Here is a 15,449-nt window from a genome sequence, read left to right on the forward strand (position 1 = left end):
GTCCAGCCGAACCGCGACAACCCATCCCTTCGGCCACCTCACGCGGTATTGCAGCGTCCAGCGCAAGGGCCGGTTTTCATAGTTGCGGCATCTCGCGACCCGAAAGACGACATTCACGACATTGTCGATTCGAAGACATTCAGTCGAAGCATTGAGGGTGGCACTGCGACCAAGTCTCTCGAAGGCGTCTCGAAGGCGAGCAGCATTGCTAAGCTGAAGGGCGGCCCACCGTTGGTGCGACGCGTATTTGTCAAACCATTCTTGATTGCCGTTGTACCCAATAAGACGGTAGATTGCCGCGCGGCGAACAGGATGGAAGTGGAGCGTCGACCATGATGAGAGGGCTACGCCGGGCTCGTGACGCAGGGAGGGCGTAGCCCGACCGGAGTTACGAGCCCGGCGTCGGCGCGATCCACAGCGGACCGCGCCGACTGGTGATCGCGGCCGGCTGGTTATGCAAGTGGTTCTTCCGCCAAGAGGAATCACTCGCGTGCCAGGCCGACACATTACCGATCACCAAATGAGGCTCTACATGAAGTACCGTCAGACCGATAGCCCGCCCGTGGCCGCCGCCAAGGCGTCGTTCAGCACCTCGACCGCTTACCGGATCGAGCAGGATCGACGCCTTCCGTCGCAGAAGAAGGCTCCTCGCGGCCGTCGCCGGCCAGATCCCTTGGCCCGCGTATTTGAGACAGAGATCGTGCCGATGCTGAAGGCCGCCCCCGGTGTGCGGCCGGTCACGATCTTCGAGGAGTTGCTCCGACGCCATCCTGAGCTCGGCGCCGGCATCCGTCGCACGCTGGAGCGCCGGATCCGGGCCTGGCGGGCGATCCACGGCGAGGAGCAGGAGGTCATCTTCCGGCAGACCCACGAACCCGGTCAGCGCGGCCTGTCCGACTTCACCGACATGGGCGAATTGGGTGTCACGATCGCGGGCGTGCCGCTCGACCATCGTCTCTATCACTTCCGGCTGGCCTATTCCGGGTTTGAGCACGCCCATGTCGTGCTCGGCGGTGAGAGCTTCATCGCTCTGGCCGAAGGCCTGCAGAATGCCTTGTGGTCACTCGGTGGAGCGCCACGGGAGCATCGCACCGACAGCCTGTCGGCCGCCTTTTGCAATCTCGACCGCGACGCCAAAGACGATCTGACGCGGCGATACGAAGACCTCTGTGCCCATTACGGCATGCGCCCCTCCCGCAACAATCGTGGCATCGCCCACGAGAACGGGGCGATCGAGAGTTCGCATGGCCATCTCAAGCGGGCGGTCGGCGACGCGCTGTTGCTGCGTGGCACCGCCGACTTCGACGATCTCGCTGCCTATCGTGGCTTCATCGATGAGATCGTCAGCCGCCGCAATGCCCGCAACGCCAAGCGGATCGACAGCGAACGTACCGCACTTCAGGATCTGCCGGACCGCCGCACGTCGGACTATGAAGAGGTGATCGTCCACGTGACATCGTCCGGCGGCTTCACCTTGCGCAAGGTGTTCTACACGGTGCCGTCGCGCTTGATCGGCCATCGGCTGCGGGTGCGCCTGTATGACGATCACCTCGACGTGTTTGTCGGCGGCACGCATCTCCTCACCTTGCCGCGCGGGCGGCCGCATCCCAATGGCAAGCACGATCAGGTCGTCGATTATCGGCACGTGATCCATTCCTTGCGGCGCAAGCCGATGGCGCTCCTCAACCTGGTCTACCGCGACCAGCTGTTCCCCCGGGAAGCTTACCGCCGAGCCTTCGACGTCTTGCGCAAACGCTTACCGGACAAGAAGGCCTGCCGGATCATGGTCGATCTCCTCGCACTCGCCCATGAGCGCGGTTGCGAGGCCGAACTCGCCGATCAGCTCACGGCCGACCTGAACGACGGCCGGCTGCCCGACCTCAACCGGCTACGTACTCACTTCGCCCCGGATCCCGCCCAGATGCCGAACGTCGTGGTGCGCCTCGCACCGCTCGCCACCTATGAATGCCTCATCGGTACTGCCGAGATCGGAGGTGCCGCATGAGCACAACCAACGTAGTCGACACCGCGCGCCTCAATCTGTTGCTCAACGAGCTGCGGCTGCCCGCCATCAAGGTGCTGTGGCCGCAATTTGCCGAGCAGTCCGATAAGGAAGGCTGGCCGGCGGCGCGCTTCCTCGCCACCATTGCAGAGCACGAGATCGCTGAACGCAGCCGTCGCCGCATCGAGCGCCATCTCGTCGAGGCGCGGCTGCCCACCGGAAAGACCTTTGACAGCTTCGACTTCGAAGCCGTACCGATGATCTCCAAGGCGCAAATGACCGCGCTCGCCGCCGGCGACGGCTGGTTGAACAAGGGCGCCAATCTGCTGCTGTTTGGTCCGCCCGGTGGCGGCAAGAGTCACTTGGCAGCAGCAATCGGCTTGGCTCTCATCGAGAACGGATGGCGCGTCCTCTTCACCCGCACCACCGATCTCGTGCAGAAGCTCCAGGTGGCGCGCCGCGAACTCAACCTCGAGGGTGCCATCAACCGCCTCGATCGCTTCGATCTCGTTATCCTTGACGATCTTGCCTATGTCACCAAGGACCAGGCCGAGACCAGTGTGCTGTTCGAGCTCATCAGCGCACGCTACGAGCGACGCTCTTTGCTGATCACCGCCAATCAGCCCTTTGGAGAATGGAACAAGGTCTTTCCGGACCCAGCTATGACCCTCGCGGCGATCGATCGCCTTGTTCACCACGCCACCATCGTCGAGATGAACGTCGAGAGCTATCGCAGGCGGACTGCCCTCGAGCGAAAGCGTGGTCCAGGGCGGCCACCGGAGCACGCGACACAAAAAACGCTCGCTTGATTGACGCTCCGCGACAATCAAAGCAAACAAAACTCTTGCGCGCGACAATCATCGCGGCGATCATCATCGCGCCGCGACACTGACTCGCCATCCTGATCGCCGCGCTCTTCCGACCCAGATCGTCGCGCTATAGACATGGACGGCAGTCCCGGACTTGAATTGATAATCGTCTTACTAAGCTTGCCTTTCTTCATCAGGACCTTACGGAGCCGAAGCAACATTTCCTCTTCGGGAATGCTGACGCGCCCCTCACCCATAATCTTTTGCGCGCGCCGGAATGCGTCGCGATGGACGATAGGTTCGATGGCATTCTCTTTTCTGATCCAGAGCTCCCTTGGGTTGCGCGTCACCTTGGCGCCAAGTTTTCTGCTTTTGCGATTGTAGGTCAGAACGCCGATATAAGCTTCGTTCCGGAGGAGGTCACCGACAGCCTTTCCAAGCCACGGTCTTCCCTGGCTATTCAAGATCCCTCGCTGGTTGAGCTCTCGGGCAATGGTGGCCTGCGATTTGTGACGGAGATATTCGTGGAGAATCCAATTCACGATCTCGACTTGATCGGGCGCACCGGGGATGAGCTTGACATGGTCGGTAAGCAAAGATTTGCGCTGGCCGATCGTTAAAATGCCCTTCGGTCTGCATTGATCGTCGACGAGACGTCGTTGGAACGCGTAAGCCGTAGGGCCGCCCATTTTGAAGCCGCGATGCGTCAGCCGGACTGACCCTGCGAAAACTTTGGCGGAGAGTTCCCGACTGAACTCAGCCGCCATCACTCTCTTAATATTCTTCATGATGCTGGCGAGAAGGCTTCCGTCATTGTCGAATTGCTCCGCGCAATAAGCAACCTCGACGCCCGCCCTGCGGCAGATGAACTCGTAGTGCGCGCTCTCCAACGTCCTGAAAGCGTCCCCATCGGCTCACGTCGAAGACAAGCAGATGAGCGAAGTCAGCGCGTCCCGATTGCACGTCTTCAACCAGTTCGGTAAGGCCCCCCCGGTTTTCGATTCTGAGGCCGCTTTCTCCCTCGTCACGATAGGTGTGGACGATGGTTAGCTTGTGAAGTTCGGCGTAGGTCGCGATGACCACTGCCTGATTCTCAATCGAGTATTGCTGGTAATCCGTCGACATGCGGACATACTGCGCCGCCCGTCGCGCTTTCTGCGACTGAGGCAGACGTTTCGCGTGTACAACAAGGGTGTTCCCCATGTTGCCTCCCCGCGGCTATATCGCGCCGCGCTGTATTGCGCATCGCAAACCATTTAGGCGCATCATCAAGTCCGCGCCATCGGAAAGTGTATTCAGAAAGAGTCAACTGCTATGTCGTTTTTCTTGAAAGCACGTTGCGGCGGGCGAAGCGAGCTGCAGAGAAATGCGGGTTTGCGCTTTTGGGCCCGTAGCCGACATGTCCGGCGCAGCTCTTTCGTCTGCTTCTGACGAGGCAACCAGCAGGATATCGTCGTTGTCCTTGTCGATGATGTTGAACGCCCATCCATCATGGCTGTGGCGATCGCCACGTCGGCCTTCTTCTCCTTATTGCCGCTATTCTTGTTGTAGACGTGGGTCTTGAAGCCGGCCTTGTCGACCATCTTCCAGAATGAGTCGCCGGGGAGGTGAACCCCACATACCGCCCGTCAGCTGGCAAACCGACAGCGCTGGCAGCAATTTAGGATTGGATGAATTCTTCAAGCTCGTCGATCATCGTTTACCGGGTTTGATTCCTCCGAAAGGATATCAATGGCCTCGAGCCTTGCGTCATACTCCTCGTATGTGCCGAGCAGGGCTTGGCCAACTGTCAAGTTGTGCACGGGATCGATAATCGAGGGGGAGTCGTAAGTTAGGGAGGTTGGTCCAGTAAATAGAACTTCTTCGCCACGCTCGTCGCGTCGCAACGTTCGGTCCGTACACCATTTGACGAGTTGCGTGACCTCTCCCTTCCCGGACTCAATGATGGGCGGCAGCTGCCGAACCGAGTAGAAATTCGTCCGCGCAGAATACATCTGCCGCGAATCCGAGCTCATGCGCTCGTCTGGTTGAGCGGTAAGGGTCAGCAGGCGCTTGCCTTTCGGACGCTCGAGCGTACCCTGAATTAGACCGCCTTCTCTGATCAGTCTAATGTGCGCCAGCTTTTTTGGAGCACCAAGAACCTCTCGTCCCGAGGCGAGAGCTGCATCATTTACCGTCACGTAAATGTAAGGGATGTAGTAGCCAGTCTCGCCGTCGGGATCACGAACTTGAATTCCTGAATAGCACTCCAAGTATGGCCCGACAGTGCTTGAGCGATAGCTCGCGACCCCCACAATGGCGATTGCAGGGTTTGCTGCAGGTGCTAGTTCCTTCGGCAATAAACAATTCGCCTCGTGCCCCACGCTGAACATAAGGTTTATGGCTTGGCAGCCGAGAAACGCACCGCCACGATTTTTGCCCCCATGGTAAAGAGGCGCATCAAGCGGAATGCCTTTGACGTCGGGCATCGCATCCTCCTTGATCTCAGAACAATTCGCGCGGTTGGAGATTGAGCTATTCATCTCACCGCGCCTCTCCGGTTGTTGAAGCGCCCCTGAAGCGACTGTACTGCGCTGGCAGCGATGTGGGTTCGGTAGTCCGTGCGGCACATCGATCCGGTGATAGCGATCTTCGCTACGCGAGGCCGCAGTGCCGTTTCTGCGCCTTGCACCTCAATCCGCCGGATTAAACGATCCGAAAACATCCGACACGCTTGACCTTTTCCATTCTAGAAGCCGGCAGCTGTCCTGTGCTGCCGGATGCGCCTGATTGTGCATCCATTCCGGCGGAGCCTGCTCACCGATGATGACGTCAAGGCGAGTGGGTGATTCCTATTTGTCTATCAGTCGTTATGCAACGTCGATGCCAGGCACCTCGTGCGGTTTATACGGCTCACTGGCTGACGTCAAATTGGGTACGAGTGACCCGACAACTTTCGACCCTTGTTCTGTTGCCTTCCTCGCTTGTCCGATTGACGACGCGATGTCGAAAGCCCGACATGATCAAGTATCCGGACAGAAAGTCGATGAGGCTCTCTCACGAGTTTTCGCAACAGCCTCGATTAAACCAGATCAGCGTAACATTGTCGCTGCGCATGGTCGAAAACGCAGGCCCTGACATCGCCGTCTCGGTGGAGAGTCGGAAGACCTCCGGCGCCTGTGCAAGAGTCACGTGAGGCTGACTTCCCATCAGAGTCTCGGCGCGCCGATTGCACGGAATGGATACTCCAATTCGCAAGACTAAGGAGAACCTCATGCGTTCTGCGCCCCACTTTTCGATCCACAAGGAGCTCAGCACCGTTCGGCACCGGTATCGCTCCGCTCGCGGGTACCGATCCTATCTCCGAAACCGGAGGAAATTCGGTCGCAAATTGTCGGCGTCTAGAAGGCGGGGTAGTTCGGCAAAGCCAATGCAATAATCCAAAGGATGGCTAACGCCTGAGCGGCGGAAGCATGTTCGCGACGTGAAATCGTTATCGAAGTGCTTTAGCGCCAATTTACACGGGTACTGCGCACAGGCTTTGGGAATCAAAGATGATACGTAGCAGAGGGCAGATCGCCAAGAGTCCGGGGCGTGGTGCAGACCGCAACTCTTGGCTTGCCCGACTTTCAATGCTCGTTCTCAACCATTTTGATCAACACGCCCGTCATCCTTTTTGATGCTGAAAACCCCTGCACCGCCACTGATCGAGGGAACCAAGAGTTATGGGACGTGTGAGCGAAAAAGTCATTTTGGTAACCGGCGGGGCTCAAGGGATGGGGGCCGCTCATGCGCGCCTGCTGGTAGCCGAGGGCGCGAAAGTCGTGATCACCGATATTCTTGACAATGAAGGAGCGACTTTCGCGGCCGAACTTGGCCCATCCGCGATCTATGTGCGTCAAGACGTCGCTCAGCCAGGGGAATGGTGCCAGGCGATTGCGGCTGCGGAGGGCAAGTTCGGCGCGGTGCACGGCCTCGTCAACAATGCAGGCATAGCGAGTATGGCTCCCATCGAGCGGTTCCCGCTCGAGCAGTGGGAGAAGACCCTGGCTGTCAATCTCACCGGTGTATTCTTGGGAATGCAGACTGCCCTACCTGCGATGCGCCGCGCGGGCGGAGGCTCGATCGTCAACATCTCGTCGGTCGAGGGGATGAGGGGTAGTCCTGGGCTTCACGCCTATGTTGCTTCCAAGTTCGGCGTGCGGGGCATAACGAAGTCCGCTGCCTTGGAGGCCGCCGCGTCCGGCGTTCGCATAAACTCTATCCATCCGGGCTTCATCAACACTCGGATGACAGAGAACATCGATCTTTCCAGTTTTCCAATTCCGCTCGCGCGGCCAGCCGAGCCGCAGGAAGTGTCACAGGCAGTCTTGTTCCTGCTTAGCGACGAGTCCTCTTATCTTACCGGCTCCGAAATCGTCGTCGATGGCGGTCTGACGATCGGCGTCCCGCAGAAGGGTCAGGCGGTCGAAAACATCTTCTGACTATCAGCGGACGGATTGTCACATCAAACGAGATCGAATGTCGCGATGTATTACACCAGTGGAAATTACGAAGCTTTTGCTCGGCCCCGCAAACCCGCCGGCGTGGATAGCAAGACAGCATGGTTCGTTGGTTCGGGGTTGGCTGCGCTCTCCGGCGCGGCCTTCTTGATCCGCGACGGGCAGTTGCGTGGCGACCGTATCACCATCCTCGAACGACAGACGGTTCCGGGGGGCGCGTTGGACGGTTGTCAGGATCCGGAAAGGGGATTCGTGATTCGAGGTGGTAGAGAGATGGAGGATCATTTCGAGTGTCTCTGGGATCTGTTTCGTTCGATCCCATCGCTCGAACTTGAAGGCGCCAGCGTGCTCGATGAGTTTTACTGGCTGAACAAGGATGATCCGAACTACACACTACGGCGGGCGACGGTGAAGCAGGGGCAGGATGCCCATACCGATGGCCTCTTCACACTGAGCGAACAGGCCCAGAAAGAGCTGATTGCCCTTTTTCTTGCCACTCGTAAGCAGATGGAGACCAAGCGCATCGACGAAGTGTTCGGAAGAGATTTCTTCAACAGCAATTTCTGGCTCTATTGGCGGACCATGTTCGCCTTTGAAGAATGGCATTCAGCCCTCGAGATGAAACTTTATCTGCATCGATTCATCCACCATATCGGCGGCCTGCCGGATTTCAGTACGCTGAAGTTTACCAAATACAATCAATATGAATCGCTCGTTCTGCCGTTATCCAAATGGCTGTTGGCGCAAGGCGTCAACTTTCGCTACGGGGTCGGAGTCACCGATATCGATTTCGACATAAAGCGTGGCCGCAAGCAAGCCACAGCCATCCGCTGGCTGGAGAATGGCATTGAGGGCAGTCTCATTATTGGCGCCGACGATCTTGTTTTCATGACGATCGGGTCGCTGACCGAAAACTCGGACATGGGGGACCATCACACGGCCGCCAGGCTCAACGAAGGACCGGCGCCCGCCTGGGATCTGTGGCGGCGTATTGCGGCCAAAGATGCGGCCTTTGGACGCCCAAATGTCTTTTGCGGCAATATTCCTGCAAGCAAATGGGAATCGGCGACGATCACGACCCTGGACAAACGCATTCCAGCATACATCCGCAAGATCGCCAAACGCGATCCGTTCAGCGGCAAGGTTGTCACAGGAGGCATCGTTACGGTGAAAGATTCGAGCTGGTTGCTCAGTTGGACCACAAATCGCCAGCCGCATTTCAAGCGCCAGCCCAGCGATCAAGTCGTCGTCTGGGTCTATTCGCTATTCGTCGATAAAGCCGGCGACTACGTGAGGAAACCGATGCAAGATTGTACGGGCGAGGAAATCACGCAAGAATGGCTTTATCACCTCGGTGTGCCGGTTGCGAGTATACCGGAACTCGCCGCTGGGGCCGCCAAGACGGTCCCGGTGATGATGCCCTACGTCACTTCCTTCTTCATGCCGCGGCAGGCGGGCGACCGGCCAGATGTTGTGCCGAAAGATGCGGTCAATTTCGCCTTCATCGGCCAGTTCGCGGAGTCGGGTGAACGGGATTGTATCTTCACGACGGAATACTCCGTTCGGACCGCGATGGAAGCCGTGTATATCCTCCTCAAGATTGAACGTGGCGTGCCCGAGGTATTCAACTCGACCTATGATATTCGCAAGCTGCTTGCAGCAATGGGTAGACTGCGCGACGGCAATGAAATTGAGATCCCGGGACCTGCGTTCCTGCGCGAGCTCATTCTAAAAAAGATTGAAGCGACTGAGCTTGGCGAACTACTCAATAAATATCACCTGAGGTGATTAAGGCAGCGGACGCTGCGGCTTCGCTCGGATAGAGAAGCGCTGTCCTGCGCCGTGACGGCTCGGACTCGCCAAGGCGCGGATCAAACGTTCGCGCCGATCTTCCAGGCAACCTTTAGGCGTACTCTGGAATTCGGTGTTCTTTCGGCTTGATGTTATTCTCGCCACACGCATCCGATTAACCTCTTGCCACGAGGTGAGGGCGAAACTAGCTAGTGGCTCGTCACAGTGATCTTGATGGTTTGATACCGGCCAGCTTAGGATAGGCAAGTTTTCTGGCGGCACAAGGACTTCGATGCTTCTGGGGATGCAGGATTCGGCGGGTGGCCGTCCGGACATGTGCGAATAGGTATAGATGAACGCCAGATAATGGCCCTGCTTCTCGGTAAAGCGTGCGCCTGGTTTTTGACTCATGGATCGATTCATCCGTGCCTCCTTAGTCGTCCGTGAAGAACAGGTAAGGGGCTGATCTGGAGTCGTTGTTTTTCGGCTGCGGCGATTTTGTGATTGCAGGCTTTGACAGTGCGGTAGCTCGGAACCTGCAATTTGCAGTTTGAGATTCCCTCGAATCGCACGGCATGATTCGGCGCTCGTATCGGGAGGAGCCGATGCGACCGAAGAAGCCGAAGGCGACGGACGAAGGTGATCTGTTCCGGGCCAGGCTCAAGCAGGTCATCAACATGGAGCACGAACTGGTTCAGCACGCCGGCAAGATCAATTGGGACTGGATCGACTATCGACATGAAGGCGCCGCGCGGGCTCGACAAGCCGCTGTTCCAAAAGCTCGTCGCCGGCGAGTGGATCGACCGGCATCAGAACCTGCTCATCATCGGCCCGACCGGCGTCTGCAAGAGCTGGATTGCTTGCGCCTTGGGCCACAAGGCCTGCCGCGACAACCGCTCCGTGCTCTGTCAGCGGCTGCCGCGGCTGTTCGAGGCGCTTGCCCTCGCGCGGGGCGACGGCCGATGGTTGGGTTGCCGATGAGCTCCGCGCTTTGACTTCCTTGTAGACGTTGCTGATCGACATCGCGGATGTTGCGACACCGCGCCATCGACGAACCGCGTTCGGATGCGAGATCGGCGTGATAGCCATCGATCTTGGCGAGCATCTCCTGCACGAGCGCCGGATCAAAGTCGATAGCGACTGCTGCTGACTTTGCCGTCGTTTGTCCCTGTTGCGTTGCTTGGCCTCGGCGAGCTCTCATGCGCTTGACCTTGCCGATGATGGCGTTGCGAGATACGCATCGCCACCCCTCGCAGACACCGAGTGGCCCGCGCTCCACATGCATTGCAGAAGCGACACCTCCTCAGAATCCCATGCCGATGTGGCTTGATTGACCATCGTTCGTCATCGTCACGAGCACGAGTCGATGGTCGTTTTGATTGTCGCCAAAAGCAGTGCGTGTCGATGTTTACGCTTGTTCGCCGCTATTCGATGTTCGGAAAGGTTTTTGGCTGCGACGATCGGCCTGCCTTATAAAATAGGCAGACGAACGTGTATTTATGCCTGCGGTTGCATCGTGTCCGGAAAGTTGATCCGCTTACGTTAACGGCTGTTGACAACATGCGTTAACGGCGTTGCAATCACCAGCACGACAAACGGCGGTGAGTTTACCAACTAACAACAGCAGCTAGTCACATGAATCTAAAGTTCGCCACATAGAGTCTGCTGGGCTTTGTGGCAAAAGCGTTTGACGGAAGCCAAGATCTGGTCTGCGGACTTGGTCCATTTGAAGGGCTTCGGGTTGTTGTTGTGCAATTCGATGAAGGTACGGATGTCGGCTTCGAGCTGCCTGACGGAGGTGTGAACACCTCGCCGGATCTGCTTTCTGGTGAGTTCAGCGAACCAGCGCTCGATCTGATTGATCCACGACGCGGAAGTCGGCGTGAAGTGGACATGATAGTGCGGCCGGCGAGCGAGCCACGCTTTAATCTTGGGGGTCTTGTGGGTAGCGTAGTTGTCCATGACGATATGGACAGCGAGCCCCTCAGGGATTTGAGCGTCGATCTCTTTGAGAAACTTCAAGAACTCGAGCGCCCGATGGCGCTTGTAGCATTTGCCAATGACGAAGCCGGAAGCGACATCGAGCGCGGCAAACAGCGTGGTCGTACCATGCCGCACATAGCTATGCGTGCGACGTTCCGGCACCCCAGGCATCATCGGCAAGACCGGCTGCTCGCGATCGAGTGCCTGGATCTGGCTTTTCTCATCGACACTGAGGACAACGGCTCGGTTAGGCGGCGACAGATAAAGCCCGACAATATCGCGCACCTTATCGACGAATAGCGGATCGCTCGATAGTTTAAATGTCTGGCTGCGGTGCGGCTGCAAGCCGAACGCCGTCCACATTCGGCGGATCGTGGTGTGAGAAAAGCCAGTATCCGCAGCCATCGAGCGGATCGACCAGTGCGTTGCGTCGGGCGGCGTCGTACGCAATGTCCGCTCGATTACCTCGGCAACCTGATCATCGTCGATGGTTCGAGGGCGGCCCGGGCGGGCTTCGTCAAGCAGGCCATCACAACGATCCTTCAAGAATCGGCGGCGCCACTTGCCGACGGTGTGTTCATGGATGCCAAGTTCGGCAGCCACAGACTTGCTTGGCAGACCAACTGCACACCGCAGGATCGCGCGGCATCGCTCAGATAGCGATCGGGCTACACGATGACGACGAACTTGCCTCTCCAAGTACGCCCGCTCCTGCGAACTCAGCACCAACGGCGCGATCGGCCGGCCTTTCACACCTGCATTCGCCACGAGCGCTCTCCTCTCTAGAGATCCGAGCGATCAACTAATGTCACGAACTTCCGTTCCAGATGACTAGACCACGACGGCGTTACTGCTCGCACACGGCTACTAGCGTGGGTACCCGAGCGTTTGCGCGGAAGGATGGGCCATGCAGTCGATCCCTTGCTAGGTGTCGTCGGTGCCGGGGATCGTGCCGTTCTCGGAATACTGCCAGAGCTTCCGGTGCCGCGACGCCGACGTCTCCGGAGGTGACGATGCTGACGTCGACTCGACTTCAACCATTTCAACAGCGACGATGCAAACTTGGTCGCTTGGATCAGCCCTGCGGGCAGCAGGCCGCCGGAGCCGCCGCCGCCGCCGCCGCGGATGGTCGAGCAGCGCCTGGACGGCCTCGTGCAGATCGTCGAGCGGCTCAAACCCACCTTCGAGAAGGTCGTTCAATTCGAGCCGCAGCATCTCGTCATCCCAATCGGTGCGTCGAAGGCCTCGAAGAGACGCGACCAAGCGCGAAGCTCGAGACAATACCCGAGAGTGTACCAACAGCAACGGGACAGCTCGCAGAGATGGAAGCAAAAGTAAAAAGATCAAACAGCGTCATAGCAAGTCCGCCGATCTGGAAGCTAAGCGCGCGCTGAACCGCCTGAAGGAGGTTGACCCGGAGGGATATGAGGCCTTCCTTCGTAAGCGCGAGAACCGCGGGGACACTGGCGGTTTCGGCCCGGCTGGACGGGCGAGGCCATAGTCACCACCACATTCCTCGCCGTCGCATTCGCACAACTCTGGCGCGTCGTCGCCATGCGCAGCAGCCGCTCCGGTACCGTTTTCAACGAGTTCACGCGCAATCCATGGGTCTGGCTGCGCTCGGCCTGTACGGCCCTCTGCTCGCAGTCCCTCTCTACTGGCCGCCGATGACAGAGGTCTTCCACGTCTGCCACCGACGCTCACGATGTGGAGCATTGTCGCGGGCTACAGCCTGACGCCGATGCTGCTAATTCAGGTCAGCCGCGCCGTCATCGTGCTTGCCAAACGAAGCCGTTAAATGGTAGCCGCGTTGCTTGGCTCGAATTCGCCGTCTGCATCATCGTGATCGGCGTGGCCGGATGTATGCTCATGGTCATTGCGCCCTACGGAGTCCTGATCTCCGAGTGCGAGCCTATTGCCCTCAGGCGCCCGGCCAATTCCGTTCGCTCGCGTTCCCGCGGATTACAGCCCCCCGATCTCCCACAGCGGACCCAACGTCACTGCAAATTCGATCGCGAGGATGGGATGGCGGCTCGAACAAGAGCTCGTCCGAACGCTCTAGATGTTCTTGTTATGCGGTCAAGTTCGCCCATTCCACAGACCACCGATTGTGACGTCAGAAAGAATAGTGATCGCGTCTCAAGGACGTCAACAGCAGGGGTAAGCCTACAAGATCATGTAGTTGTAGTATTACTGTTTGCACGGCTCTCTGCTGGAGGCCGTTCGCTGACACGGGGGAGCCATGTCGACAGTTACCAGCGCAATTCGGCGCCTTTGGTGGCGACGCTTTCTTGTTCTTCTGGCGATCATCGTGGTCATTGCTTTGATCGCAGTCATGACCAGCTCCCAGCTTGGCGCGACAATCGAAGCTCTGACGCCGCCTGGTCTCCCTGAACCGGTTTCCGCGAGCGAGCAGGTTTCGCTCGATCAGGGCTGGAACGCCGAAGACGCCGATCGATTCCATCATAAAGCCCAGGGCACGCAGACCTTACCGATCCCGCTGTCATGGTTTCTCGCCCTGGAAGCGCCGCTGAACTCGCCTTTCGCTATCCCCTTTTTCAAACGAGAACGGTTTTCTGACAACCGCTATTTACTGCGGTTTGGATTCATAGAGTCTGCCGAAAGCGAGAACAATGAGTACGGTTTGCCGATCGGCTTTGCATATTCGCCGTTTCAGTCGATCCGCGGACTTTCGCGTAAGGAGACTGCCGTTGGATTGACCTGTGCCGCGTGCCATACCGGCCAACTGATCTTCAAAGAGAAGCGCTATGTCATTGAAGGCGGCCCCGCCGTGACCGATCTCGGTCAATTGACAAATGCGCTCCGCGCTGCGCTCGCACAGACCGCTTTGTCGGCAAAGCTACCCTTCTTCGACGGTCGCTTCGGGCGGTTCGCGAAGCGCGTTTTAGGAACCGAGTACAGCGATCTTACACGCGTCCAACTGTCCAAGGAGCTCGATGGAATACTTGGTGCTCTGATCGATCAGCCCGCTGGGATCGACGTCACGGAAGGGTTTACCCGCCTCGATGCGCTCAATCGCATCGGCAACCAGGTGTTCGCACTCGACCCCAAGCGCTACGGCAACTACGTCAACCTCAACGCCCCTGTCAGCTACCCGCACATCTGGACATCGTCATGGTTCGATTGGGTGCAGTACGACGGCTCGATTATGCAGCCATTGGTGCGCAATGCCGGCGAGGCGATGGGGGTTTCGGCGGAGCTCAACCTCACCGCCCCGCCCAAGGGGGGACGTTTTGCCAGCAGCATCCCCTTCGATAATCTGCACTGGATCGAACAACAGCTCGCTGGAAAGGACCTGCCGCTGGTGGCGAAAGCCTTCACCGGACTGAATGCGCCAGCCTGGCCCGACAGCTTTCCTGCGATCGACAAAGCCAAGGCCGCCGTGGGAGCCCAACTCTACGACAAACATTGCAGCGGCTGCCATCTTCCAGCGCTGACGCCGGACATCGTGCACGGCAAGGCCCCGGACGCGGAGTTCTGGAAGAACTTCGGCCCTATCCGCTGGCGCGGTCGCGATGGGCAGGAGAAGCAGACGAGGGAATCCGTACTCAACGTCAAGATCATCAAGCAAAGCCATATCGGCACCGATCCGGCCCAGGGCGACGTGCTGCGCAATCGCACCGTGGACACCGCCGGCAGCGAACTGGCCAGGGCGGGCCAGAGCAGCCCAGGGCTCGGCCTCGACATCGATGTCTGCCAACGGAAGGCTGACAACACGCTGGATACGATCCACCTCTCGGACCATGCGATGCAACTCTACGCGCTTGCGCTCGGCGCCGTGGTCCAATCCGGCATCGACGAATGGCTTCGGTCGACCGGGACGGTCCAAGCGGAGATCGAAGGCGATCGGCCGAACTGTCTAGCGGCAGGTTTCGGCTATAAGGCGCGTCCGCTGAACGGCGTATGGGCGACTGCGCCGTTCCTGCACAACGGCTCGGTGCCGACGATCTACGATCTGCTCAGCCCGGTTGCGGAGCGCCCACAAGTCTTCCTGCTCGGTGAGCCCAGCTTCGATCCTGTCCGCGTCGGTATCGTGACACGGACGGTCGCTCCTGAAGGCAGGACCTACGACAGCAAGGGCTACTTCATCATCGATACGTCGAGGCCCGCCAATCGCAATACCGGCCACGAATTCTCGAACGAGAAGCATGAGGGCGTCATTGGCCCTGCGCTGTCTCCGGAGGAGCGCAACGCAATCATCGAGTTCCTCAAGTCGATCTGAAATTGATTGGGTCAGCTCCAACTGGAGCAATAGCGAAGACCATCTCGCTCCCGCAGGGGGAAAGGTGGACGGAAGCCCGGATCGACCGACCAGGCGAAGCTTTTCGGAGTTAGGGTGCGGCAGCAATGGCGGAACAGAAA

Annotated in this window: 13 protein-coding genes and 1 pseudogene; 7 read left to right on the top strand and 7 right to left on the bottom strand. The window is 58.6% G+C overall.

Features of this window, described 5'->3' with window-relative positions:
- The first annotated feature begins 454 nt into the window (after positions 1–454).
- Together istA and istB are read left to right on the top strand one after the other, a co-directional pair.
- Positions 455–2,005 (top strand): IS21-like element ISBj11 family transposase, encoded by a 1,551-nt coding sequence (gene istA / locus ACE10X_RS03370; RefSeq protein WP_080586188.1) that lies wholly within the window; start codon positions 455–457, stop codon positions 2,003–2,005.
- Positions 2,002–2,811 (top strand): IS21-like element ISBj11 family helper ATPase IstB, encoded by an 810-nt coding sequence (istB, locus tag ACE10X_RS03375; protein WP_016842034.1) that lies wholly within the window; start codon positions 2,002–2,004, stop codon positions 2,809–2,811. Before istA ends, istB begins: the two co-directional genes overlap by 4 nt.
- 17 nt (positions 2,812–2,828) lie before the next feature.
- Here istB and ACE10X_RS03380 read toward each other — a convergent pair whose 3' ends face one another.
- The 4 genes from ACE10X_RS03380 to ACE10X_RS03395 form a co-directional block, all read right to left on the bottom strand.
- Positions 2,829–3,599, bottom strand: coding sequence for a recombinase family protein (locus ACE10X_RS03380; protein ID WP_375764045.1), 771 nt, complete (start codon positions 3,597–3,599; stop codon positions 2,829–2,831).
- A 22-nt stretch (positions 3,600–3,621) separates the two neighbouring features.
- Entirely contained in the window at positions 3,622–4,014 is a 393-nt protein-coding gene (locus tag ACE10X_RS03385) for a recombinase family protein (protein WP_375764046.1), read from the bottom strand.
- Positions 4,015–4,106: 92 nt separating this feature from the next.
- Positions 4,107–4,394, bottom strand: a complete 288-nt coding sequence (locus tag ACE10X_RS03390) for a hypothetical protein (RefSeq protein ID WP_011082861.1) — start codon at positions 4,392–4,394, stop codon at positions 4,107–4,109.
- A 96-nt stretch (positions 4,395–4,490) separates the two neighbouring features.
- Positions 4,491–5,333 carry an acetoacetate decarboxylase family protein gene (locus ACE10X_RS03395; RefSeq protein ID WP_011082860.1) on the bottom strand — a complete coding sequence of 281 codons (843 nt, stop codon included), beginning with the start codon at positions 5,331–5,333 and terminating at the stop codon, positions 4,491–4,493.
- A 1,182-nt stretch (positions 5,334–6,515) separates the two neighbouring features.
- On the opposite strand from ACE10X_RS03395, the gene ACE10X_RS03400 reads away from it, so the two are divergent.
- Positions 6,516–7,274, top strand: coding sequence for a glucose 1-dehydrogenase (locus ACE10X_RS03400; protein ID WP_011082858.1), 759 nt, complete (start codon positions 6,516–6,518; stop codon positions 7,272–7,274).
- Between the two features lie 45 nt (positions 7,275–7,319).
- Positions 7,320–9,080: an oleate hydratase gene (locus ACE10X_RS03405; protein ID WP_011082857.1), complete on the top strand. Its 1,761-nt coding sequence runs from the start codon at positions 7,320–7,322 to the stop codon at positions 9,078–9,080.
- On the opposite strand, the gene ACE10X_RS03410 is transcribed toward ACE10X_RS03405, so the two are convergent.
- Positions 9,081–9,506, bottom strand: a complete 426-nt coding sequence (locus ACE10X_RS03410; RefSeq protein ID WP_223153801.1) for a hypothetical protein — start codon at positions 9,504–9,506, stop codon at positions 9,081–9,083.
- A 318-nt stretch (positions 9,507–9,824) separates the two neighbouring features.
- On the opposite strand from ACE10X_RS03410, the pseudogene ACE10X_RS03415 reads away from it, so the two are divergent.
- Both ACE10X_RS03415 and ACE10X_RS03420 read left to right on the top strand, forming a co-directional pair.
- Positions 9,825–10,049 (top strand): annotated as a pseudogene (locus ACE10X_RS03415) (ATP-binding protein); the annotation flags it as partial.
- 43 nt (positions 10,050–10,092) lie between these two features.
- On the top strand, positions 10,093–10,233 hold the full coding sequence (locus ACE10X_RS03420; protein WP_016841328.1) for a hypothetical protein: 141 nt from the start codon (positions 10,093–10,095) through the stop codon (positions 10,231–10,233).
- A gap of 491 nt (positions 10,234–10,724) precedes the next feature.
- Here the strand turns inward: ACE10X_RS03420 and ACE10X_RS03425 are convergent, their stop codons facing one another.
- Positions 10,725–11,834, bottom strand: coding sequence for an IS630-like element ISBj5 family transposase (locus tag ACE10X_RS03425; RefSeq protein ID WP_011082855.1), 1,110 nt, complete (start codon positions 11,832–11,834; stop codon positions 10,725–10,727).
- A gap of 156 nt (positions 11,835–11,990) precedes the next feature.
- Positions 11,991–12,281, bottom strand: a complete 291-nt coding sequence (locus ACE10X_RS03430) for a hypothetical protein (protein WP_011082854.1) — start codon at positions 12,279–12,281, stop codon at positions 11,991–11,993.
- A gap of 1,027 nt (positions 12,282–13,308) precedes the next feature.
- Here ACE10X_RS03430 and ACE10X_RS03435 point away from each other — a divergent pair.
- A complete protein-coding gene (locus tag ACE10X_RS03435) occupies positions 13,309–15,309 on the top strand; it encodes a cytochrome c (RefSeq protein WP_011082853.1) in 2,001 nt (666 codons plus the stop codon).
- The last annotated feature ends 140 nt before the right edge of the window (positions 15,310–15,449 follow it).

This window comes from Bradyrhizobium sp. Pha-3, from assembly GCF_042258325.1.
Lineage (GTDB): Bacteria > Pseudomonadota > Alphaproteobacteria > Rhizobiales > Xanthobacteraceae > Bradyrhizobium > Bradyrhizobium elkanii.

What these genes read in the sequence shown, in the direction of transcription:
- ACE10X_RS03390 (WP_011082861.1), bottom strand. Translation starts at nt 4,394, where the DNA reads ATGGTCGACAAGGCCGGCTTCAAGACCCACGTCTACAACAAGAATAGC.
- ACE10X_RS03435 (WP_011082853.1), top strand. Translation starts at nt 13,309, where the DNA reads ATGTCGACAGTTACCAGCGCAATTCGGCGCCTTTGGTGGCGACGCTTT.
- ACE10X_RS03380 (WP_375764045.1), bottom strand. Translation starts at nt 3,599, where the DNA reads ATGAAGAATATTAAGAGAGTGATGGCGGCTGAGTTCAGTCGGGAACTC.
- ACE10X_RS03410 (WP_223153801.1), bottom strand. Translation starts at nt 9,506, where the DNA reads ATGAATCGATCCATGAGTCAAAAACCAGGCGCACGCTTTACCGAGAAG.
- istB (WP_016842034.1), top strand. Translation starts at nt 2,002, where the DNA reads ATGAGCACAACCAACGTAGTCGACACCGCGCGCCTCAATCTGTTGCTC.
- ACE10X_RS03400 (WP_011082858.1), top strand. Translation starts at nt 6,516, where the DNA reads ATGGGACGTGTGAGCGAAAAAGTCATTTTGGTAACCGGCGGGGCTCAA.
- ACE10X_RS03385 (WP_375764046.1), bottom strand. Translation starts at nt 4,014, where the DNA reads ATGGGGAACACCCTTGTTGTACACGCGAAACGTCTGCCTCAGTCGCAG.
- istA (WP_080586188.1), top strand. Translation starts at nt 455, where the DNA reads ATGCAAGTGGTTCTTCCGCCAAGAGGAATCACTCGCGTGCCAGGCCGA.
- ACE10X_RS03430 (WP_011082854.1), bottom strand. Translation starts at nt 12,281, where the DNA reads ATGCTGCGGCTCGAATTGAACGACCTTCTCGAAGGTGGGTTTGAGCCG.
- ACE10X_RS03395 (WP_011082860.1), bottom strand. Translation starts at nt 5,333, where the DNA reads ATGAATAGCTCAATCTCCAACCGCGCGAATTGTTCTGAGATCAAGGAG.
- ACE10X_RS03405 (WP_011082857.1), top strand. Translation starts at nt 7,320, where the DNA reads ATGTATTACACCAGTGGAAATTACGAAGCTTTTGCTCGGCCCCGCAAA.